This is a genomic window from Aeromonas sp. 604176 (assembly GCF_049170755.1).
GTDB classification, from domain to species: domain Bacteria; phylum Pseudomonadota; class Gammaproteobacteria; order Enterobacterales; family Aeromonadaceae; genus Aeromonas; species Aeromonas veronii_A.
Genome location: NZ_JAAKNE010000006.1, coordinates 1 through 21,348 on the forward strand (window position 1 = coordinate 1; position 21,348 = coordinate 21,348).

Here is a 21,348-nt window from a genome sequence, read left to right on the forward strand (position 1 = left end):
AAGCCACCACCGATGGAGTAGTAGGTCTTGCTGTACACCACTTCATCTTCGATCAGGGCAGTCAGCTTCATGCCGTTTTCGTGCAGCGGCAGGGCTTCGTCGTGGAATACCATGGCATCGCGCGGGAAGCTGACGGTGTGGCAGTGCAGGCCGATCGGCAGGCGCTCGGTCTGCTCAACACGGGAGATAAACTCGGGGATGGCATCGATATCGACATTTTCCGGCAGGTTGCCAGCCAGGCCCATGATGATGGCAGTGTCGGTATGGTGGCCTTTGCCTGTCCAGGAGAGGGAGCCGTAGACGTCGACATTGATCCGGGTTACATCGCGGATCTTGCCGCCCGCGCGCAGCTCGTCAACAAACTGTTTGGCCGCTTTCATCGGGCCAACAGTGTGGGAAGAAGAGGGGCCTACACCGATTTTGAAGATATCAAAAACGCTGATCATGTCACTATTACCTCAGGGTAGAAGGGGGCGGCATGCCCACTCACAGAAATTTGGGAGATCCATGGAACGCGCTTGTCAGCGCAGGTCACAGAACCAGATAACCGTAGTGTAACGGCTCCAGACCTAAAAAAAGTTGAAATAGATCTATTTTTGTTGAATCTGAGGCGCGAGTATAAAATTTATTTTTGTGCTTATCCATTTTGTTAAGCGTTTGCCCATAAAAATACCCGGCGATGCCGGGCATTTCGGAACCAAATGGAGTCATTTGCCGTTTTTTAACATTCGGTAATGTTAACGGCGAGGCCGCCACGGGCCGTCTCCTTGTATTTGGTCTTCATGTCGTTGCCAGTCTCCCACATGGTCTTGATCACCTTGTCGAGCGACACCTTGTGCTCACCGGTGCCGCGCAGGGCGAGGCGGGCGGCATTGATCGCCTTGACCGCCCCCATGGCGTTGCGCTCGATGCAGGGCACCTGCACCAGTCCGCCGATGGGATCGCAGGTGAGGCCGAGATTGTGCTCCATGCCGATCTCGGCGGCGTTCTCCACCATGGCCGGACTGCCCCCCAGCAGTTCGGTCAGCGCGCCAGCCGCCATGGAACAGGCGACTCCCACTTCTCCCTGACAACCCACTTCGGCGCCGGAGAGGGAGGCGTTCTTCTTATATAAGATGCCGATGGCAGCCGCGGTGAGGAAGTAGCGGATCAGCGTCTCGTCATCCACCTTGTGCACGAAGCGATCGTAGTAGTGCAGCACGGCGGGGATGATGCCCGCAGCGCCATTGGTGGGGGCGGTGACCACCCGGCCACCGGCGGCGTTCTCCTCGTTGACGGCCAGCGCAAACAAGTCGACCCACTCCATCACCATCAGCGGATCCTTGTTGAAGTTGGTCTCGCAGCTTAGCTGGCGAAACAGTCCTGGGGCGCGGCGCCGAACCTTGAGGCCGCCCGGCAGCACCCCTTCGCTTTTGCAGCCCCGCTCGACGCAGCCCTGCATCGCCTGCCAGATCTTGCGCAGCCCTGCTTTTATCTGCTCATCGCTGCGAAAGACCCGCTCATTGGCCAGGATCAGCCCCGAGATGGAGAGGCCGCTCTCCTGACAATGGGCCAGCAGTTGAGCGCCGCTGTCGAACGGGTAGGGGACAGGGTGTTCGGCATCGGACTTGGCGGCCTCCTCCTTGGCGGTGGCAAAGTGGCTCTCTTCAATGATGAAGCCGCCCCCGATGGAGTAGTAGGTCTGGCTGAAGCGCAGGTTTTCCTCTTTATCAAAGGCGCGCAGAGTCATGCCGTTGGTGTGGGCCGGCAGGGTCTTGCGGCGGTTGAAGATGATGGCACCGATGCGCGGAAAATGGCTTGGTTGCTCGCCTGCCAGCGGCAGGCTCTGTTCCTTTTCCACTCGAGCCAGAATGGCAGGAATCGCATCGATATCGACCGATTCCGGTTCAAAACCCGATAACCCCAGAATGATTGCCTTGCCGGTACCGTGCCCTTTGCCGGTCTGGCCCAGCGAGCCGTAACACTCCACTTCGACCCGCGTGACCTGTGGCAGATGCCCTTGCAACTTGAGCTGCTGGACGAAGGCATAGGAGGCACGCATGGGGCCGACGGTATGGGAAGAGGAGGGGCCAATTCCGATGGAAAACAGGTCAAACACGCTGATCATGACATCAATCCGGTGATGGTTTATGTCTGTTTATTCTAGGATTTTTGCCATGGATAGGAAGCGGGGATGTGCGGTGCTGTGACATGGACACCGATAATGGGGCTGGGGGGACCAAGAAAGTTGAAGGGGCTGATCCCCTTCAACCGGCCTGATCAGTCGAGAAATTCGCACAAGTAGGCGGTGGGGGTTTTCACTTCCAGTTTGAAGGAGGAGTGACCGGCCACCAGGAAGGATTCACCCTGGCTGTAGGTGTGCCACTCATCTTCATCAGCCAGCTGGATGGTGAGGGCGCCCTTGATCACTGTCATCCGTTCGGGGGCGGCGGTGTTGAACAGGTAGTCACCGGCGTTCATCACCCCGACGGTTGATTTCTCGCCTTTTTGTTCGAAACCGATGGATTTTACATTTCCGTCGAAATACTCGTTAACTTTCAGCATCTTTACATCCCTGTGTGTACGTTTGTGCAGCCAAACTAGCACAATCTTTTGCCAGTTGTCATGGAGGATGAGGTAAAAATCGCCGAGACCGCTTTGAATCTTCACTTTTTCGCAAACTTATTAATAGCCAAGGTTAATGATTTGCTGATTTAAAACAGCAATTAAATGTGAGATAACACGCGCAAACAGGGGAATGGGCAGCCGCTCATTCCCCTGTTTGGTTAATTGCACTGGGAAAAGTGTGAATTTTGCTACATAAAGGAACATATTGTGTTAACTAAAGGACTCATTAAAAACATCGGCTTCCAGGTTGTGGTCGCCATGGTACTGGGCGCAGTGGTCGGCGCGTTCATGGGTGAACAAGCCACCGTGTTTGCACCACTCGGTACCCTGTTTATCCAGCTGATCAAGATGCTGGTGATCCCGCTTGTGGCGGTTGCCATCCTCTCCGGCGCCGCCAATCTGGGCGCAAGCCCGGCTGCGGGCAAGATCGGTGCGGCTACGCTGGCTTTCTTCCTCGTGACCTCAGCATTAGCCGTGTTGCTGGCACTGGTGATGGGGCAGATCTTCAAACCGGGTGTCGGGGTCGATTTCGCTTCCGTTGCCTCCATGTTTGGCGGTGACTACGCCGATAAAGGGGCGTTGCCGGATGCAGTCGCCACCTTGCTTGGCATGATCCCCACCAACGTCTTCAACTCCCTCAACGAAGCGAACATCCTGCAGATCCTGGTGTTCTGCATGTTCCTCGGCATTGCGCTGGCCAAACAGCCGCGCGAGCGGGCCAAACCGCTGGTCGATGGGCTCAATACTCTGGTGGATGCCTTCGTCTGGATGATCAACAAGGTGATGATCATCGCGCCGCTCGGGGTGTTCGGTCTGATGGCGGAAGCCATCGGTACCTATGGCTTCGATGTGCTGACCCTGGTACTCAAGCTGTTCGTGGTCTATGTGGCTGCCATCCTCATCTTCGGCTTTGTGGTCTATCCGCTGCTGGTGATGATGTTCTCCAACACGCCGGTAATGAAGTACCTCTCTGCCATGAAGAAGCCGCAGATCGTGGCCTTCTCCACCGCCTCTTCCATGGCGACCCTGCCGGTCAATATGGAGACCTGCGAGCATGATCTGAAAGTGACCAACGCGACCGCCTCCTTCGTGTTGCCGCTGGGGGCCACTATCAATATGAGCGGTAACGCCATCTATTACGGTCTGGTCGCCATCTTCTTCGCGCAGGTTTACAACATCGATCTGAGCGTCGGTGCCTGGGCAGCCATCATTGTGACCTCCACTCTGGGGGCGATCGGTCAGGCCGGTGTGCCGGGCCCAAGCTTCCTGGTGGTTGCCGTACTGCTGGCGGCCGGGATCCCCATTGAAGGGCTGCCGCTGCTGTTCGCGCTGGATCGTCTGTTCGACATGATCCGCACCTCCCTCAATATCACCGGCGATGCGGCCTGTGCTGTCATTGTTGACCGCTTCAGCCCGGAATATGATCCGCAGCGCTGGAACAAGGCATAATTGCTTTGAGCTGGACTGAGATATAACAGCCCTAAGCTGACACTGCGTAACGCGAGCCCCTGCCATGATGGCGGGGGCTTTTTTATATCTGCCGGAGAAGTATCAGAGCAAAGGTGTGCACAAGAGATTGCTGACGGATGTAGCTGTGTTGATGGATAGCACGGGAGGGAAAACAACAGTCGTAGGCATGGGCCGTATGGCGTCAACCGGCTTGTTGTAGATGCCGGGGTAGGGGATTGTCAAATGGCGGGTAACAAAAAGGGGAGCCTTGCTCCCCTCGGATATGATCTGCTGCTGGTTCTACTCCATCAGGCCATATGGTTAAACCATCCTGGTTACACCCTTGTGGCGAAAGAAACAGCGTCAACGTGATGAAATCATATCTATGTTGACCATCTCGGCATTGTCACTGAAAAGCGCCAGTTGGTGGCGATTAAACAGACATGGCAAAGAGGGTCGGTCCGGATTGATGCCTCTCTATCCGGCTCAGAACTGTGACAGTGAGGGCAGAGAGACAGCAACCAGGGTGAAAAACACCGTGAAAACGGCAGTAACGACAAACTCTTTCATTTTTCTCTCCCTAAGTTGTTGGTTGATGTAGTCAAGATACCATAACAAGGGGGTAAAACAAGGTGTGAATTGATAAAATAGCTGCTTTATATGCTTGGCTGGTTTAGATGGCTATTTTTGTCATATTTAGCTGATTTTATCACCTTATCTGACGTGTCAGGCATTCAAGATTCTGTTGTTGTGATTATTTCATTTAAATTCAATTGGTTGGCTGGCTTCTGGTTGGCTTGGTGATGGGTTTTGTATGGAGCTCCAATGGCATTTTATAAGTTTTCACCCTCGTAATAGTGTCCTTTAGGCCATAAAAAGTGTGCAAGGCAGTGATTTGAAGATTCCTGATGTAGATAGCCCATCCAAAAGAAGTCTATGGAGACAATCTGGTTCCCAGCCCTTGTCGCACCATCACTTTATCAGTCTGGAGGCTCCGCATTTTTACAGCAATACATTGGGTTGATAGGGAGTAGAGCGGTGCATCGGGGGGATTCAGAGTGGTAACTGGCTGTTTTATCACCGCCAATTTTCCCGTCAGCCTCGGAATAGACATGGCCGCAGCAAGAGTGAGGTGGGCAATAGGCCAGAGGCGTATTCTCTGGCTGGGCTGGGCTGGGCTGGGCTGGGCGCGAGCAGCGATCTGCGTGGGCGATGCACCTGCGTGAGTCATGTGATTGCAATACGAGAGCAGCGCCGGAGCATGGTTGGGTAAGATATCTGAATCCCTTCTACAAGATTGATATATAAAAAACGGCGTATGACGAGGAGGCTGAACAAGCTCGTTTCAGGGTCGACAGAGTGCAGATCAACGCAATCCGGTTCGCAGTAATAAAACACATCCACGACGATACCGGAACTCTGTTCGTAGGCTGAAGCCGGTTGCTGTGAGGAGAGGAAGGCTGGTGATCAGTCAGATGGCGCAAGGGTTGGTAATCAGGCAACCCGTATGGTGAGGGGCACACAGCGTGCCGATGCCCCCGTTTTTGCAAGATATTAAAAAACCCTCCGATGGAGGGTTTTTGTCATCAACAGCCGGTAAAAAGCCGCGAGGCTTAGAACAGGGTGGTGGAGAGGTTGTAAAGCTCCTGATCGAACGGACGCTTCATGTTCTCGATGCAGTCGATGATATCGTGGTGTACCAGCTCGTTGCGCTGGATACCGACGCAGCGACCACCGTGACCAGCCAGCAGCTGCTCAACGGCGTAAGCACCCATACGGCTGGACATGATGCGGTCACGGGCAGTCGGGGCACCGCCACGCTGGATATGGCCCAGGATAGTGGCTCGGGTTTCACGACCGGTCAGGGCTTCGATGTCCTTGGCCAGCGCGTTCACGTCGGTCACGTGCTCACAGATGGTGATGATGGCGTGCTTCTTGCCCTTGGCTTCGCCTTCCTTGATCTGCTTGAGCAGCTTCTCTTTGTCGAAGGCTACTTCCGGCACGATCACATATTCGGCACCACCGGCAACGGCGGCAGACATGGCCAGATCGCCACAGTGGCGACCCATGATCTCGACCACTGAGATACGGTGGTGGGAGCTGCAGGTGTCACGCAGACGGTCGATGGCGTCAACCACCACGTTCAGAGCGGTATCAAAACCGATGGTGAAGTCGGTACCGGCGATATCGTTGTCGATGGTGCCCGGCAGGCCGATGCAGGGGAAACCCTCTTCGGTCAGCTTCTTGGCACCCATGTAGGAGCCGTCACCACCGATGACGACCAGCGCATCGATACCGTGCTTTTTCAGATTTTCGATCGCTTCGGCGCGCACTGCGGGGTCTTTGAAGGCAGGGAAACGGGCGGAGCCGAGGAAAGTACCACCACGGTTCACCACGTCGGAGACGCTGTGACGCTCCAGCTTGACGATACGATCCTGGTGCAGGCCGAGGTAGCCATCATAAATACCGTAAACTTCCAGGCCATGATGCAAACCGGCGCGAACCACGGCGCGAATGGCTGCGTTCATACCGGGTGCGTCGCCACCACTGGTCAAAACACCAATACGTTTGATTTGTTTGGTCATGAGTGCCTCTGGATCTGAGTTGTCAAATACGAATGTTTAAATAGACAAGCCACTTTTACTATATCGGCTTTCATATGGGATGCGGGGGCCACCATAGGAAAAGCGATACAAGAGAGGGGACGAGCCCCTCTCTTTGCCGTAATCAGCGATTACTTGGCAGCGCCAGCGATGATCTGGGAGAAGTCGTCCACTTTCAGGGACGCACCACCGACCAGGCCACCGTCGATGTCCGGCTGACCGAACAGGTCGGCTGCAGTGGCGCCAGTAACGGAACCGCCGTACAGGATCTGTACTTTGGCAGCAACAGCGGCATCAAAACCGGCCAGGTACTGACGGATGTGAGCGTGAACGGACTGAGCGATCTCCGGAGTGGCAGTCTTGCCAGTACCGATGGCCCATACCGGCTCGTAAGCGATAACGGCGTTGTTGAAGGAGGCGATGCCGCAACGGTCGATAACGGCTTTCAGCTGGGTCTCAACCACGTTCTTGGTCACGCCGGCTTCGAACTGCTCCAGAGTTTCACCGATGCACAGAACCGGCACCAGGCCGCCTTTCTGGATCGCTTCGTACTTGGCAGCAACCACGTCGTCACTCTCTGCGTGCAGGGTACGACGCTCGCTGTGGCCGACCAGAGAGTAGGTGCAACCAAAGGCTTTCAGCATGGAGGGGGCGTTTTCGCCGGTGAAGGCACCAGACTCGTGAACGTCAGCGTTCTGGGCACCGTAGGCAATTTTGCTGCCAGCGGTCAGTTGCTCAACCAGACCCAAAAAGATAACCGGCGGGCAGACGGCGACTTGCACAGAAGGATGAGCGGCAGCAGCCGGGGTCAGTCCTTTGATCAGAGCTTCAACAGAAGCTTTGGTGCCGTTCAGTTTCCAGTTACCCATTACCAGGTGCTGTCTCATCTTGTATATCTCCTAGGCATTTGATTGCGCGACATTATATGAATTGAACCGAGCCCAAGATAGCTGACCCGGCGGCAAATGACGTAATTTTTTTTCGCTTTCCTGATCCAAATCAGGAATGAAACGCTTGATCGCTCATTCGTTAACCTGCCCCCGCAAGCGAGCCCACCATACCCCAATCCATTCGTGGATGGCAGCTTCGGAATACATCAAATAACGCCCTTTGGGTAAATAACTGTAGAGGGGCTGGGGTACCTGGCTCTGCTTGGCGGTGTAATCGGTGGGGGCCGGCATGGCCTTGAGTCCCTGACCCTGATAGAGGGCCATGGCACGTGGCAAATGAGTGGCCGAACTGACCAGCGCCACCTCTTTTCCTTTCAGATGGCGGCTGATACTGACCGCTTCATCATGAGTGTCTTTGTTGTTTTCAAACAACGTCATTCGCGCGCGGGGAATGCCAAGGCTCTCGGCCATCCGGGCATTGACCTCGGCATTGGAGAGGGTATCCCCCGACACATAACCGGAGAACACCAGCTCGGCGTCGGGATAGGCCTGGGCAAGGCGAACCCCCTCTAGAGTCCGTGCCAGGGCGATATTGTTTTGCCAGGAGCGCTCGGGCACCGCCGGGTCACTGACATGGCCATTGCCGAGCACTACTATGGCATCGATGTTGGGATGCTGGCTCACCTCGAACGGCGGGAAGGTCTGCTCCAGCCCGCGGGCCAGTTCATAGCTCACCGGCCGCATCCCCATCAGGGCCACAATGAGCAGCGAGAGGGTGGCCAGCAGCTTGCCGGTTTTCTGAAAACGGGTGAACCAGAGCAGCAGCAGGGCGACCAGTAGCAGGGAGAGGGAGAAGGGGAGCGGCATCAACAGCTGACCCAGCCACTTTTTAATCACAAACACGACAGACACTTCCTTGAGTTTTCAGCAAATTCGGGATGTGACAGAATACCTCTCTTTTTTGGGATGGCCACAACCCTGTGGCGCTAATGTTGAGTTTCTCCTTGAAGCACGATCAGAGTTTTGACGGGCGCGCCGACAAGTTCGCCCGCAACATTTACGACTCCACCAAGGGGCGCATCCGCACCACCATTGTCTGGAGCGACATCGAAGCCTGCCTGGCCCGCCTTGGCAACCGACCGCTGCGCATCCTCGATGCGGGGGGCGGTTTTGGCTATTTCGCCCAGAAGCTGGCGGCCATGGGCCATCAGGTGGAGCTGTGCGATCTGTCAGCAGAAATGCTGGAACTGGCCCGCAGCCAGATCGCCGAGAAGGGGCTGGAAGACAAAATCCGTCTCATCCATTGCCCCATTCAGGATCTGAAGCAACACGTGACAGGTACCTTTGATCTGGTGCTCTGCCATGCGGTGCTGGAGTGGCTTGCCGAGCCGCGCCAGACCTTGCTGGGTCTGTTCCCTTTCGTCAATGCCGGGGGCATACTGTCGCTGCTTTTCTACAACCGTCATGGTTTGCTGTTCCAGAGCCTGGTGGTGGGCAATTTTGACTATGTGCGCCTTGGCCTTCGCAAGAAGCGCCAGACCGCGCTTACGCCCACCAACCCCCAGTTGCCGGAGCAGGTCTATGACTGGATTGGTCGCGGGGGGCTGCGCATCATCGGCAAGACGGGGGTGCGGGTGATCCACGACTATATGCGTCACAAGCAGGATCAGGTGGAGAAGTTCGACGATCTGCTGGCCATGGAGCAGCAATATTGCCGTCAGGAGCCTTTTGTCGCCCTCGGCCGCTATATCCATGTGATGGCCCAGAAGCCGGCCAGCTGACTGCTCGCGGTTCACTTCGATGTGAACCATGTTTTCGATGCTACCGGATGTAGCCGCGCGCACGATTTTGCGCCCAATACAACAACGAGATGACAACATCATGATGAGTACATCCCGTACCCTGCCAGAGCGTTCTTTGCCGGAGCTAGTAGGGTGGGTCAGGCAGGAGGGGTTGGCGTTGAGCCTGCCGACCGACCGGCTGGCCTTTCTGATTGCAATCAAGACCCTGTCCGAAGATGAGTCGGATTTGTCGGAAGCGGCGCTGCACGACGCTTTTGGCTATGTCAGCAGCGCTTTTGGCCAGATGGACGAGACCCTCACCGGTCGCGCCAACAACGCCATCAACGATCTCATTCGCCAGCAGCTGCTGTCGCGTTTCAACACCGACATGGTGGCGGGGGAGAGCCTCTACCGCCTGTCGCGTCTGGGTGTGAGCATCGTCGACTTCTTTATGGATCAGCGTCAGGTCGACTCCATCAAGCTCTCCATCCTGCTTGAACACCTGGCCTCCGAGCTCGACACCGCCCGTAAGGCGGCGCTCGAGACCAACACTCGCGAGCAGTGGGATGCCGAGGTGCTGCCGCGCCTCACTTTCTCGCTGGAAGAGACCCTGGGGCGGATCGATCTCACCCAGCGCGCCATGGATGAGCAGCAGAATCAGGTCAAAAGCGAGATTGCGGCCCTGCTGACCCAGAACTGGGTCGATGCCATTCACAGCTGCGAAAAGCTGCTGCACGAGACCGGCCAGACCCTGCGCGAGCTGCAGGATACCCTGGATGCTGCCGGCCACCGCCTGCAGGCGGGGCTGCTCAATATTCAGGAGGCGGCGCAGGGGCGCGACGATCTGTTCCACGTCGAGGAGCTGACTCACGCCTTGCAAGGTCGCCTTGACATCATCACCAGCTGGGGTCAGCAGTGCATCGAGCTCTGGTCCCGCTACGATAGACACGTCCACAAATTTATCCGCAACGCCATCGATATGGACAAGAACCGCGCCTTCAGCCAGCGGCTGCGCGAGTCCATCCGCAACTTCGAGCAGCACAACTGGCAGCTGCGGGTGGCCGAAGAGCCCCGCCTGCTGGAGCTGCGCGACGAAACCATCGCCATCCACGACGAGGAGGTGACCGGTGAGGTGCCACTCGAGATGGAGTACGTCGAGATGGTGGACATCAACCAGGAGCTGGCTGAGCGCATCGAGCGTTATCTGGCCCGCTACCCCGAGCAGGGCCAGCAGCTGGACTTGGCCGATGTGCTGCGGGAATACCTGCTGGACTACCCGGCCCATGCCCACTTCGATGTGGCGCGTCTTCTGATCGACCAGGCCGTGCGCCTGGGCCATGCCAGCGGCGAGCGCGAACTGCATCGCCAACCCGCATGGAAACCCATTAACCAAGCTGGATCCAAGGTTCAGGCCTATGTCATTGATCAATTCTGAGTTTCCCTTGCCGCTGCGCCTTGCAGAGGCGATTGCCAACCCCTTGTTTCCGCGCATCGACACCGCCTTGCGCTCCGGCCGCCACATTAGTGCCGACGAGTTCGAGCAGCATTCGGCGCTGGTCGAGTATCACAGCGAGCTGGAGATCTTCTACGGCCGCTATCAGGTGGAGCTGATCAAGGCGCCGGAAGGCTTCTTCTACCTGCGTCCGCGCCCGAGCTCCGACATCGGCACCACTGTGCTCTCCGAGCTCGATATGCTGGTGGGCAAGGTGCTCTGCTACCTCTACCTGAGCCCGGATCGTCTCGCCTCGGAAGGGGTGTTCGCCATGGCCGAGCTGCAGGAAGAGGTGCTGAGCCTCGCCGACGAGAAGCAGCTGCTGCGGATGGTCAACAGCCGCTCCGGCGGTACCGATCTCGACAAGAAGAAGTTGCTCGAAAAGATCCGTACCTCCATGCGCCGTCTGCGCCGCCTTGGCATGATCACCGCCCTTGGTAACGGGGATAAATTCCGGGTCAACGAATCGGTGTTCCGTTTCGCCGCCGACGTGCGTTCCGATGAAGATCCGCGCGCCGTTCAGCTGCGGATGATCCAGGAGGGTGAAGCCATCTTCCACGACGATGAAATGCCGAGCAGCGACTCGCTCTTTGATGACATCGAGGCGGATCTCGATGAAGAACAACTGGATCTGGAGGTATAACCGGTGCGAGGCAAGTTCAAATCCCTGACCATGGTCAACTGGAACGGCTTCTTTGCCCGGACCTTCGATCTCGACCAGCTGGTCACCACCCTTTCCGGCGGCAACGGCGCGGGCAAGTCCACCACCATGGCGGCCTTTATCGCGGCGCTCATCCCCGACCAGTCACTGCTCCATTTCCGCAATACCACGGAAGCGGGATCGAGCAGCGCCTCCCGTGACAAGGGGCTCTACGGCAAGCTGCAGCGCGGCCACTGCTATTCCCTGCTGGAAGTGATGAACAGCCGCGAACAGCGGATCTGGGTCGGCGTGCACCTCGAGCAGGTGGCCAACCGTGACAACAAGGTCAACATCACTCCGTTTGCGCTGGTGGATGTGCCGGAGAATCTGGCGCCGACCGATCTGCTGCTGGAGAAGCTTGATGGCGGCAAGGGGCGGGTGCGCGCCTTTACCGACCTGAAAGGAGCGGCCGCCGAGCTGGGGGCGCTGAAAGTCGCCAAATTCAATACGGTGACCGACTATCACAACTTCATGTTCGAGTTCGGCATCACCCCGAAGAAGCTGCGCGATCAAAAAGATCGCGGCAAGTTCTATCGCCTGATCGAGGCTTCCCTCTACGGCGGCATCTCCTCGTCCATCAGCCGTTCCCTGCGCGAATACCTGCTGCCGGAGAACTCCGGGGTGCGCAAGGCGTTTGCAGACATGGAGGCGGCCATCTATGAAAACCGCCGCACGCTGGAAGCGATCAAGGAGACGCAAGGGCAGCGGGATCTGTTCAAGAACCTGATCACCGAGACCACCCACTATGTGGCCGCCGACTATGTGCGCAACGCCGCCGAGAAGAGCCGTCTCTCCGAGCTGGCCCTCAAGGCGCGCCAGGAGCTGGCCGACAAGCGCCGCATTCTGGCCGAAGAGAAACAGCGCGCCATCTATCTGGCCGACGAGGTGGAGCAGCTCACCAACCGCGAAAAATTGCTGACCGACGAGCTGGAGTCTGCCTCCGAGCATCTGGCCAAGGTGATGGCGGCCGTCAGCTTGCAGAAGAAGATCGAGATGTATCGCGCCGATCTGGCGGATCTCTCTGACAAACTCGAGCAGCAGCAGGCGGTAGTGGAAGAGATCCACGGCCAGCTGCTGGAAGTGGAAGAGCGCAAGGAGCTGGCGCAGGCAGAAGTCGACAGCCTCAAGACCCAGCTGGCCGACTACCAGCAGGCGCTCGATATCCAGCAGACCCGCGCCATCCAGTACCGTCAGGCGGTGCAGGCCCTCGATGCTGCCCGCGAGCAGTGCGAGCTGCCGGGGCTGAGCGCCGAACAGGCGAGCGACACCCTGCACCAGTTCCGCGCCGCCGAGCAGAGCCTCACCAGCCGGGTGCTGGGGGCCGAGCAGCAATTGGCGCTGGCGAAGGCGGCGGTGGCCGAGCATGAAGCGGCGTTGGCGCTGCTTTTGAGCATCGCCCCCGAAACAGTGCGCGAGGCCGCCTGGCCCACCGCGCAGGCGCTGCTCAAGCGTCACATCGAAGACAAGGCTCGCATCGCGCAGGGGCAGGGGCTGCGCGCCGCGCTGGCTCGCCTCGAGAAAGAGAGCGAAAGCCAGAAGAGCCTCTTCAAGCTGCGTGACGAGCTGCAGCAGGCCTCTGGCCAGCTTATCGCCAGCAGCGACGAGCTGGAGATCTTCCTCGAATCCCAGCGCACCCGTCAGGAGGAGCTCTCCGAACAGCAGGCGGAGGTGAACCAGCGCCGCGCCAGCCTCGAGCATCAGGGCACCCAGCTGGGCCGTGATATTGCGGAGCTCACCAAGCTGGCGCCGCGCTGGCTGAAATCTTTTGAAAAACTCGAGCAGCTGCGCGAGCAGAGCGGTCTGCCGCTCGCTACCGCTGAAGAGCTTTCGGTCGGCATGCAGGCCGTGCTCGACAAGGAGCGCGAGTTCGAGCAGGAGAGCAACCGCATCGCGGCGCAGAAACAGGCGCTGGAGCTGCAAATTCGCAACCTGCAGTTGGGAGCAGGCGAGGCGGATCCCCGTCTTGCCCGCATCGCCGAGCAAGTGGGGGGTGTGCTGCTCTCCGATGTCTATGACGACATCTCCATCGACGATGCCCCTTACTACTCGGCGCTCTATGGCCCGGCTCGCAGCGCCCTGGTGGTGCTCGACCTTGAGGGCGCCATCGAGCGGCTGAAAAAGCTGGAAGATTGCCCGGAAGATATCTACCTGATTCAGGGCAACCCCGACTCCTTTGACGAGGATCTGGTGGAAGCGGACGAGCTGGGGGACGCCGTGCTGGTACGCACCAGCAAGCGTCAGGTGCGCTTCTCCCGCTACCCCGAGCTGCCGCTGTTTGGCCGCGCTGCCCGGGAAAAGCGGATCGAGCAGCTCGACCTTGAGCGTGAAGGGCTGATCGAGGGTTACGCCAAGGCTGCGTTTGAGCAGCAGAAGTACCACCGTCTCTACGGTCACTTCCGCGACTTTATCGGTCAGCATCTGGATATCGCCTTCCGCCCCGACCCCGAAGCCGAAGTGCAGGCCAAACAGGCCGAACTGCGCACACTGCAAGCAGCCATCGGCGAGTATGACAAGCAGCTGAGTGATGCCAAAGCGGCCGCCGCCCAGCTGACTCGCCATATCCAGCTGGTGCAGGGGATGCTGCCCTTTGCCCACCTGTTTGCCGAGACTGATCTGGCGGCCCGCCTCGAGGCGGCTCATGCCGACGTTGAGGCCCTTAAAACAGCCGAAGCCTTTATCGCCAAACACGGCAAGTCGCTGGAAACACTGGAAACCATGGTGCAGGTGCTGCGTCAGGATCCGCAGGATCTTGCCGCGCTGCAGGCGGCCTTCGATGAGGTAAATGACCTGCTGGCCGAGCAGAAACGCCGTTGCTACGCCCTCGATCAGCTGGTGGCCCGTCTGCCGCACTTTGCCTATCAGGATGCGCAAGATCTGCTGGGCAAGGCCTCCGAGATGAGCGAGCGACTCAAAGAGAAGCTCAAAGCCGCCGAGCTGGCAGCCCGTACCGCTGGCGAGCAGCACAAGCAGATTGCCCAGCGTCACACCGAGGCGTTGCAGCTGCGCACCGCGCTCAACTCCAGCGTAGAGGCCAAGCGCCAGACCCTGACCGAGTTTGAGCAGGAGCTGGCGGCCATGGGGCTGACCCTCTCTGACGATATGGAAGAGAAGGCGCGCGCCCACAAGAAAGAGATTGAAGAGCTGCTGATCCGCACCCGCTCCCGTCGCACCAGCGCCGAGGCCCAGTTGCAGGTCACCAAGCGCGAGATCGAATCCCTCGGTGGCCGTCTCAAGCTCGAAGGAAAGGATTACTACAGCGCCCGTAAATCTCTGGTGGGTCACAAGGCGAGCTGGTCGCGGGTGGTGCGACTGGCGCGGGAGACCGACGTCGAGAAGCGCCTCAACAAGCGCGAGCTGGCGTACCTCGACAGCGACGAGCTGCGTTCCATGTCGGACAAGGCCCTCGGCGCCCTGCGGGTGGCGGTGGCCCACGACGAGGCTCTGCGCGATGCGCTGCGTCTCTCTGAGGGCAACCGTAGCACCGAGCAGAAGGTGGCCTTCTACGTGCAGGTCTACCGTTACCTCAAGGATCGCATCCGCAACGACATCATTCGCTCCGATGATCCGGTGGAGGCGATCGAGGAGATGGAGATCGAGCTGGCCCGTCTGGCTGACGAGCTCAAGCAGCGGGAAACCCACCTGTCGCTCTCCTCCCACGAAGTGGCGGCCAAGATCACCAACATCATCCGCCGCGAGCAGAACCGCATCCGGGTGCTCAACCAGGGGCTGCAGAACATCGCCTTCGGTCTGGTGCGCGGGGTGCGCCTCAACGTCAATATCCGCGAGGCCCATACCCGTCTGCTGACGGCGCTGGCCGATCAAACTGCCATGCACAACGATCTGTTCGCCGACAAGGAGCTCAGCTTCTCCGAGGCGATGGCCAAGCTGTTCCAGCGCCTGAACCCGCAGATCGAGCAGGGAGATCGCAGCTATCAGGTGATGGGCGACGTGCTGCTCGACTATCGCAACTATTTGGAGCTGGAGATCGAGGTGCAGCGCGGGGCCGATGGCTGGCTGCGGGCCGAGAGCGGCGCGCTCTCCACCGGCGAGGCGATCGGTACCGGTCAGGCGATCCTGCTGATGGTGCTGATCAGCTGGGAGGAGGAGTCCCGCCGTCTGCGCGGCAAGGATATCGCCCCCTGCCGCCTGTTGTTCCTCGACGAAGCGGCCCGTCTGGATGGCAAATCCATCGCCACCCTGTTCGAGCTGTGCGAGCGCCAGGATATGCAGCTGCTTATCGCGGCGCCCGAGAACATCAGCCCCGAGAAGGGCACCACCTACAAGCTCATCCGCAAGGTGCAGGGCAAGCACGAGCACGTACATGTGGTGGGCCTGCGCGGTTTCGGCTTTGCCGACGACAAGCTGATTGCCTGAGAAGTCTCTGGCCCATCCCGACAAAGGATGACCGGTAACTAGTTGAAAGGGAGGCATTTGCCTCCCTTTTTGCATGGAGGATATGGCAAAGTAGCCGCGCGGTCGCTGTTGCCTGACAACAAGACGAGTAACATGATGAGTGCCTTGGAGCTATGGCAAGGTGAGGTCTCCCGCCTGCAAGCGTGTCGCCAGCGTCACCGGCCGTATCGAAGAAGAAAAATTGCGCATAGAGAAAAGAAGAAGAGAGGAGAGGGGAAAGGTGCAACATATCCAGAAAGGGCTGCTGTTATCTCTTTGCCTGCTGCTGGCGGCCTGTAGCAGCCGTTATGACGAGAGTCACGGCGGCAGCTGGCGCGGCTATAGCGAGACCGGTTACGCCAGCTATTATGCCGACCGTTATCACGGCAAAAAGACCGCCAGCGGCGAGATCTATCGCAACAACCTCAATAGCGCCGCCCATATGGAATTGCCCTTCGGCTCCATGGTGCGGGTCACCAACCTCGCCAACGGCAAGAGCGTAGTGGTCAAGGTCAATGACCGCGGCGCCTTTAAAAGTGGGCGTATTATCGATCTCTCCAAATCTGCCTTTAGCACCATCGGCAATATTCGCGACGGGATTATCAAAGTAAAAATAGAGGTGCTCTAGGCTGGGTGAACCCGTTTATACACGAAAATGGATGTTGATGAATGATATTGGAAGGCTGACATCGACCAGTCAGCCTTTCGGTAGATAAAGATATAACATTGATATGGATCAATATTTAATTCAGCTAAAAATGGATTTGTTATCAATGGAAAAAATCGATGATCGTGATTGATATTTATTTTAGCTTATCTCGCCTGTTCGGCCTTACTATGGGGCAAAAGGAGGGATTAGTGATGATTATCTATGGTAAATATGGTGGTGCAGCGCTGAGAGCTGTTCATCTGATGGTGCAGAATAATTATGGGCATGCTACCGCTTGGGATATGGCTATTGCTGAAGCATTTGGTGATGATATTAGTACAGGGAAATTCAAGAATAATCCAAAGGTAACTTTTTTGACTCTTTGCAGTCTTGGTTGTATCAGTTGCATCATGCCAGTTCATTATGTAGCTGCGACCAAAACCAGAGCATATGTGTTGGCTGCCATTGATTTATTGTCACACAAGGATATTACCAAACCGATCAATCCCGAGCAGTTATGGCTGGAAGTGGTCTCTGCCTGTAAGAGCGGCAAGGTTGTTAAGCATAACAATCAGATGGATGTCATTCTGACACTCTGGTATGCCGGTGTGCTTAACCCCGAGTGGGATAGGGATGCCATCAGGATAGACTATCGACGAATATAAAAAAGCCAAGGTAATGAATACCTTGGCCATGAAACATCAATTGGTTCTGGTCAGGGATGCACTATCGGAGTGTGCGAATGGCTTGCCATACACCATCAGGTTGGTGGTTTGACTGTATTTGAGGAGATCTTTCTCTGAGAAGTCCAGAGTCATCGAGAAATCCGTGGTGGAATCATTAATGGTCATATAATTGCTTTCCGCAATACCGCGCTTGCCCGTCTTGAACTCGATTTTGTTACCCGCTTTGCCTTCAGTGACCACACAGACTGCACGGGGTATACAGTATGAGTTGTAAACAAGCTGATTAGTCTTGTCATAAATCAGATAGCCGCGTTGGTCATGAAATTTCCCATTATCGCTTTTTCTGAATACTTCCTGTTTGTAATACATGGCTACCAGATATTGTTCGCTGGCATTTTTAGCATCGGCTGCCGGTTCAAAAGTAATGACTTCGTAAAAGGGTTCCACTGCCGGCCCCCCTTTGCCAACTTTGCTACCCTCCTGGCCGGGTGCTACATCTACACCACCAGCATCGGTGCTTTTCCATGTGCCAGCCAACTGAGCTAATGGACCAAAATCCAGACCGTTGATAATAGTGCTGGACTCTGCGTGAGCGAGCGTGGCACAGGTAATTAATGCTATGGGTAAGATAACTTTATTCATTGTGATAACTCCATCACTAATAATGACTTGCGAATAAATATGTTCAGCAAAGTAATTGTTATAACGCACCAAGGGTGTGGTCAATGATATTGAGTGATAGTGGTTCGTTTTTGTGATGTATGATTTGCTTTTTCGTGGCTAAATAAATTGAATTTGATATAAGACAATGTTGTATTTTTTCATCGCGCTTCCTCAGATATATCGTGATAGAGATAAAGGAACATTGACATGATGCGATGATTATTATGTCAACGGCGTGAATATTTCACTCAGCCCCATCAATTGAAGGCGATAGCCACTAACTCTGTGGCACCCTGACCCCTTTATCGAGATAGAGGCTGCTGTAGTGGACGCGGTGGGTGACAAACATCACCTGATGGCGGCTGCCGTCGGAGAGGATAACAAAATCCCCCGCCTGAGCGGGGCTCTGCAAGGTGATCTCCTGCTCGGGGGCGGTCAGGCGATCGACATCTTCCTTGAAAGTGAGGGTGTAATAGTACATATGGCGCTCCACTGCTGGCTCATATCAAACACTCCGTTGAAGGTAGTTGCTGGCATGGGCGCGCGCGGCGCCCGATTGGCGCTGTTAGACCAAATATCAGCGATGAGAACGTGCGTGGCTTCAGTCGGGTTGTTCTGCTGAGGTGCGCTTGAGGCGTTTACATCAAGGCCATTGGTATCAAAACGATGGTAAAGGGGCGAAAGGGGGATGAAAAAACCGCCTATTGGCGGTTTTTCTTATGCGGTGGGCCCTACTTCAGGGCCTTCTTCAGCTTCTTGATCTTGCCTTCATGCTTGGCAATTTTCTCAAGACGAGCGGCGATCTTCTTCTTGATCTCTTTCTTGCTTGCTTTGGCCATCGGTGGCGCTCCTTTGCAGTGGGGACACATCAAGTGTCAGTGTGGGTCTTCCCTTTGACGTCCCAGAGTGCCACAGGGCTCCTGTGTGAACCAGCATTCTGTTGCTTTAATAGCCAGTTCGCTATAACTGCAAGGGGCTGAGCCAGCGCAGCAGTTGCTGGCCAACCTGTGGGTTGGCGAGCAGGGCCATATGGCTGGTGCGATAGACAATCAGGGTATGGGCAGGAAGAAAAGCCAGCTGATGGCGCGCTTCGTTGTGCTGACCGAGGGCACTGCGTAGCGGCACCAGTCCATCGCCAATCAGCCGGTCGGCCAGCAGGCTGCGCTTGGCGGCAGTGGTCGCGGCGATGGCATAACAGTTGACGCTGCAGGGTAAGGGGAGTGGAACGCGGGGATCGCGCAAGGGCACGGCGGGGTCGGGTTGGGCCACTTCGTCGATCACCTTGCCGTGGCGCAGATCCTTGATGCCTGCACTGCGCAGCCGCGCCAGTCTGACGAAGGGTTCGCTGTAGGCGGTAGCGGGCAACAACTGTTCCAGCCAGTGACCTGCATGTTCGAGCGGTGCGCCGTGGTGTGGTGTGCCGAGAAATATCAGGTTGGCAAGGCGTGCAGGCCAGGTGAGCCCGGCCACGCCGGCATGGTGGCAGGCGCTGCGTGCAACCAGTCCCCCCATGCTGTAGCCCATTATCGTTATCTCTTTGAGCTCTCCCGGCCAGTAGGCGAACAGCTCCTCCAGCAACAGGGCAAGTAGCTGCCCGTTATGTGCGATAGGCAGGCCCGAGTTGTAGCGCAAGTAAAGAGGCAGATAGCCAAGCGCGGCGGCAAGTTGCTCCCCGTGATTGACCGGTTTGCCTTGATGCTCGGTCTTCCACTGCAGATCGTTCATGCAGAGGCCATGGATCATCAGCAGCACCCGTCCCTCGCGGGGTAGATCCTTTGGCATCGCTTGCCAATCGAGGGGCTTGCCCTGATAGCGCAGGATCATGGGGGTGGCGAGAGCATTGTGGTGCTCGACCAGCTTGTCCCCCAACACGCCGTTGAGCGTGGCGATCAGGGCCGCGCGTTTCGGGGTTTCGGGGATCTGGTGGGGCGGCGGTGTGGCTGGCAGGCGGCTGAGCAGTTCGTTGATGCCGCTGCCCAGGGTGTTGGCGGCACCATGTACCCCCTTGTAGACCAGCCCGGTGATCCCGGCTGTTTTTCCCTCATCCCGTCCCTTGAGCCCCATACCGCTCAGTACCGCCTGATGCACTGCTTCGGTGATCTCTACCGCGGCGGGCAGCGCCAGAGTCAGCAGGTGCGCCAGTTCGCGGATATCCGAAAGATGCCAAGAAGAGGATGGCGATGGGTCTGTGGCGTCGGTCATGGCAAGCCCTTGTGGAAGCGGGTATCGCGTTGTCGTGCCGCGAAGAGCGCAGCGTATCTCTATATCAAACCAGCTTGCTCCCTTTGTGGCGGGTTTACCAGTAACGGGCCATGCATGGCGGGGCTGATAAGAACCGCTTGCGAAGCCGGTCACGGTAATGACAGGGAAAATCACCTCTACTTCGTCATATGAAGCCACATGGAGAGGTAAGGATGTCGCTGTTTGATGAGGTGCGGGTACAGGATTTGTGTGCACGGTTGCTCGATAGCCAGAACGAGAAGGGCTGCTCTCTTGAGAGTCGGCATGGTAGGGAGCTGAAGGATCTGTTGCAGGCAGTAGCCGGGATCAAGCCGGTTGGCCGAGGTGCTCATTATGTGTTGACCGACGCGGGGCGGACTTTTCTGACCGGACAACTGGCACGGGCTGCGCCCCCCGAACCGGACAAGGGGGAGCAGCTGCAACGAATGGGAGTGAGTTTACCTGCACGGCTCAATCAGGCCTGCTTTTATGCCCTCTGGCAGGGGGACAGCAAGCATTCGCGGTCAGCATCCCTTGCCGCGCCACAGCTTGCGGAATTGTCGCTCACGCAGGATGAGGTGATCCGCATCCGTACCCTCGAACCGCTCTCACTGGTCGATCAGCAGGGTCAGCAGCACGATATGACGGCAATGATGGCGCTGCTGGGGGAATTGGCGTTGCCGGAGCGGACTCTGGGCACGCTGGCGGCCATCGGCTGGCAAGGGGATCGGGTCATTACGGTGGAGAACAAGGGGGCCTTTGTCGATTACCCACTGCAACCCGGGCAACTGCTGCTCTTTGCCCCCGGTCGCAATACCACCCTGGCCAAACAGCTAATCCCGCTGCTGCCTGCGGGCGTGCAGTGGGCACATTTTGGCGATCTCGATCAACGGGGTATCGATATCGCCGTCGAGTTGGCACGTGAGCTAACTCGACCGGTCATGCTCTGGCTTCCCTGTGAGCTGCAGCCTTATCTGGATCACTACGCCCGTTCGGTACGCACCTTTGCAACGGGCAGTGGCAAGGTGCCCTGGCATGTGACGACGCAGGCTGATCAGGTCGATGATCATGGCCCGCCGGCAGACGTTCCCTGGCTCGATAAACTGATCACAGACGGGACTTGGCTGGAGCAGGAGGTATTGATTCTGGCCCCTCACTGGCGGAGCTGGTCATTGGAAGAGATGAGTAATCAGGAGTGAAACGGGGAGCCTGTGCT

The 21,348-nt window shown here is 57.3% G+C and carries 17 protein-coding genes; 8 read left to right on the forward strand and 9 right to left on the reverse strand.

What is annotated here, in order from left to right; genetic code table 11:
* The 3 genes from G5358_RS01905 to G5358_RS01915 all read right to left on the reverse strand — a co-directional run.
* Positions 1-446: serine dehydratase beta chain (locus G5358_RS01905; protein ID WP_421323483.1), on the reverse strand; the 446-nt coding region annotated here is incomplete at its 3' end.
* A gap of 275 nt (positions 447-721) precedes the next feature.
* A complete protein-coding gene (locus tag G5358_RS01910) occupies positions 722-2,107 on the reverse strand; it encodes an L-serine ammonia-lyase (protein ID WP_421323484.1) in 1,386 nt (461 codons plus the stop codon).
* Between the two features lie 152 nt (positions 2,108-2,259).
* Positions 2,260-2,544 carry a pyrimidine/purine nucleoside phosphorylase gene (locus G5358_RS01915; protein ID WP_005336842.1) on the reverse strand — a complete coding sequence of 95 codons (285 nt, stop codon included), beginning with the start codon at positions 2,542-2,544 and terminating at the stop codon, positions 2,260-2,262.
* 270 nt (positions 2,545-2,814) lie between these two features.
* On the opposite strand from G5358_RS01915, the gene G5358_RS01920 reads away from it, so the two are divergent.
* Complete coding sequence (locus G5358_RS01920) at positions 2,815-4,056, forward strand: dicarboxylate/amino acid:cation symporter (protein ID WP_005352303.1); 1,242 nt, start codon at positions 2,815-2,817, stop codon at positions 4,054-4,056.
* Positions 4,057-5,669: 1,613 nt separating this feature from the next.
* Here G5358_RS01920 and pfkA read toward each other — a convergent pair.
* The 3 genes from pfkA to elyC all read right to left on the reverse strand — a co-directional run bounded on the left by pfkA (position 5,670) and on the right by elyC (position 8,452).
* The gene (gene pfkA / locus G5358_RS01925; RefSeq protein ID WP_005336840.1) at positions 5,670-6,641 is read right to left on the reverse strand and encodes a 6-phosphofructokinase; all 972 of its coding nucleotides are present in this window, start codon (positions 6,639-6,641) and stop codon (positions 5,670-5,672) included.
* A gap of 149 nt (positions 6,642-6,790) precedes the next feature.
* On the reverse strand, positions 6,791-7,546 hold the full coding sequence (gene tpiA, locus G5358_RS01930; protein WP_040069280.1) for a triose-phosphate isomerase: 756 nt from the start codon (positions 7,544-7,546) through the stop codon (positions 6,791-6,793).
* A 135-nt stretch (positions 7,547-7,681) separates the two neighbouring features.
* Positions 7,682-8,452 (reverse strand): envelope biogenesis factor ElyC, encoded by a 771-nt coding sequence (gene elyC / locus G5358_RS01935; protein ID WP_421323485.1) that lies wholly within the window; start codon positions 8,450-8,452, stop codon positions 7,682-7,684.
* Positions 8,453-8,553: 101 nt separating this feature from the next.
* Between elyC and cmoM the strand changes: the two genes are divergently transcribed.
* The 6 genes from cmoM (at position 8,554) to G5358_RS01965 (ending at position 17,228) form a co-directional block, all read left to right on the forward strand.
* Complete coding sequence (cmoM, locus tag G5358_RS01940) at positions 8,554-9,330, forward strand: tRNA uridine 5-oxyacetic acid(34) methyltransferase CmoM (protein WP_031227571.1); 777 nt, start codon at positions 8,554-8,556, stop codon at positions 9,328-9,330.
* 100 nt (positions 9,331-9,430) lie between these two features.
* A complete protein-coding gene (mukF, locus tag G5358_RS01945) occupies positions 9,431-10,765 on the forward strand; it encodes a chromosome partition protein MukF (protein ID WP_421172332.1) in 1,335 nt (444 codons plus the stop codon).
* Entirely contained in the window at positions 10,746-11,465 is a 720-nt protein-coding gene (gene mukE / locus G5358_RS01950; RefSeq protein ID WP_005336835.1) for a chromosome partition protein MukE, read from the forward strand. The genes mukF and mukE overlap by 20 nt, the downstream gene beginning before the upstream one ends.
* A 3-nt stretch (positions 11,466-11,468) precedes the next feature.
* Positions 11,469-15,896, forward strand: coding sequence for a chromosome partition protein MukB (gene mukB / locus G5358_RS01955; RefSeq protein ID WP_421323486.1), 4,428 nt, complete (start codon positions 11,469-11,471; stop codon positions 15,894-15,896).
* A 259-nt stretch (positions 15,897-16,155) separates the two neighbouring features.
* The gene (locus G5358_RS01960) at positions 16,156-16,542 is read left to right on the forward strand and encodes a septal ring lytic transglycosylase RlpA family protein (RefSeq protein ID WP_162506377.1); all 387 of its coding nucleotides are present in this window, start codon (positions 16,156-16,158) and stop codon (positions 16,540-16,542) included.
* A gap of 158 nt (positions 16,543-16,700) precedes the next feature.
* On the forward strand, positions 16,701-17,228 hold the full coding sequence (locus G5358_RS01965; protein ID WP_236727593.1) for a DUF6979 family protein: 528 nt from the start codon (positions 16,701-16,703) through the stop codon (positions 17,226-17,228).
* Between the two features lie 36 nt (positions 17,229-17,264).
* Here the strand turns inward: G5358_RS01965 and G5358_RS01970 are convergent, their stop codons facing one another.
* The 3 genes from G5358_RS01970 to G5358_RS01980 form a co-directional block, all read right to left on the reverse strand.
* Entirely contained in the window at positions 17,265-17,891 is a 627-nt protein-coding gene (locus G5358_RS01970) for a heme-binding beta-barrel domain-containing protein (RefSeq protein WP_042055942.1), read from the reverse strand.
* Positions 17,892-18,189: 298 nt separating this feature from the next.
* On the reverse strand, positions 18,190-18,393 hold the full coding sequence (locus G5358_RS01975; RefSeq protein WP_421323487.1) for a hypothetical protein: 204 nt from the start codon (positions 18,391-18,393) through the stop codon (positions 18,190-18,192).
* A gap of 479 nt (positions 18,394-18,872) precedes the next feature.
* On the reverse strand, positions 18,873-20,114 hold the full coding sequence (locus G5358_RS01980) for a lipase family alpha/beta hydrolase (protein WP_245132622.1): 1,242 nt from the start codon (positions 20,112-20,114) through the stop codon (positions 18,873-18,875).
* A 212-nt stretch (positions 20,115-20,326) separates the two neighbouring features.
* Between G5358_RS01980 and G5358_RS01985 the strand changes: the two genes are divergently transcribed.
* The gene (locus G5358_RS01985; RefSeq protein WP_421323488.1) at positions 20,327-21,331 is read left to right on the forward strand and encodes a Wadjet anti-phage system protein JetD domain-containing protein; all 1,005 of its coding nucleotides are present in this window, start codon (positions 20,327-20,329) and stop codon (positions 21,329-21,331) included.
* Positions 21,332-21,348: the final 17 nt, after the last annotated feature.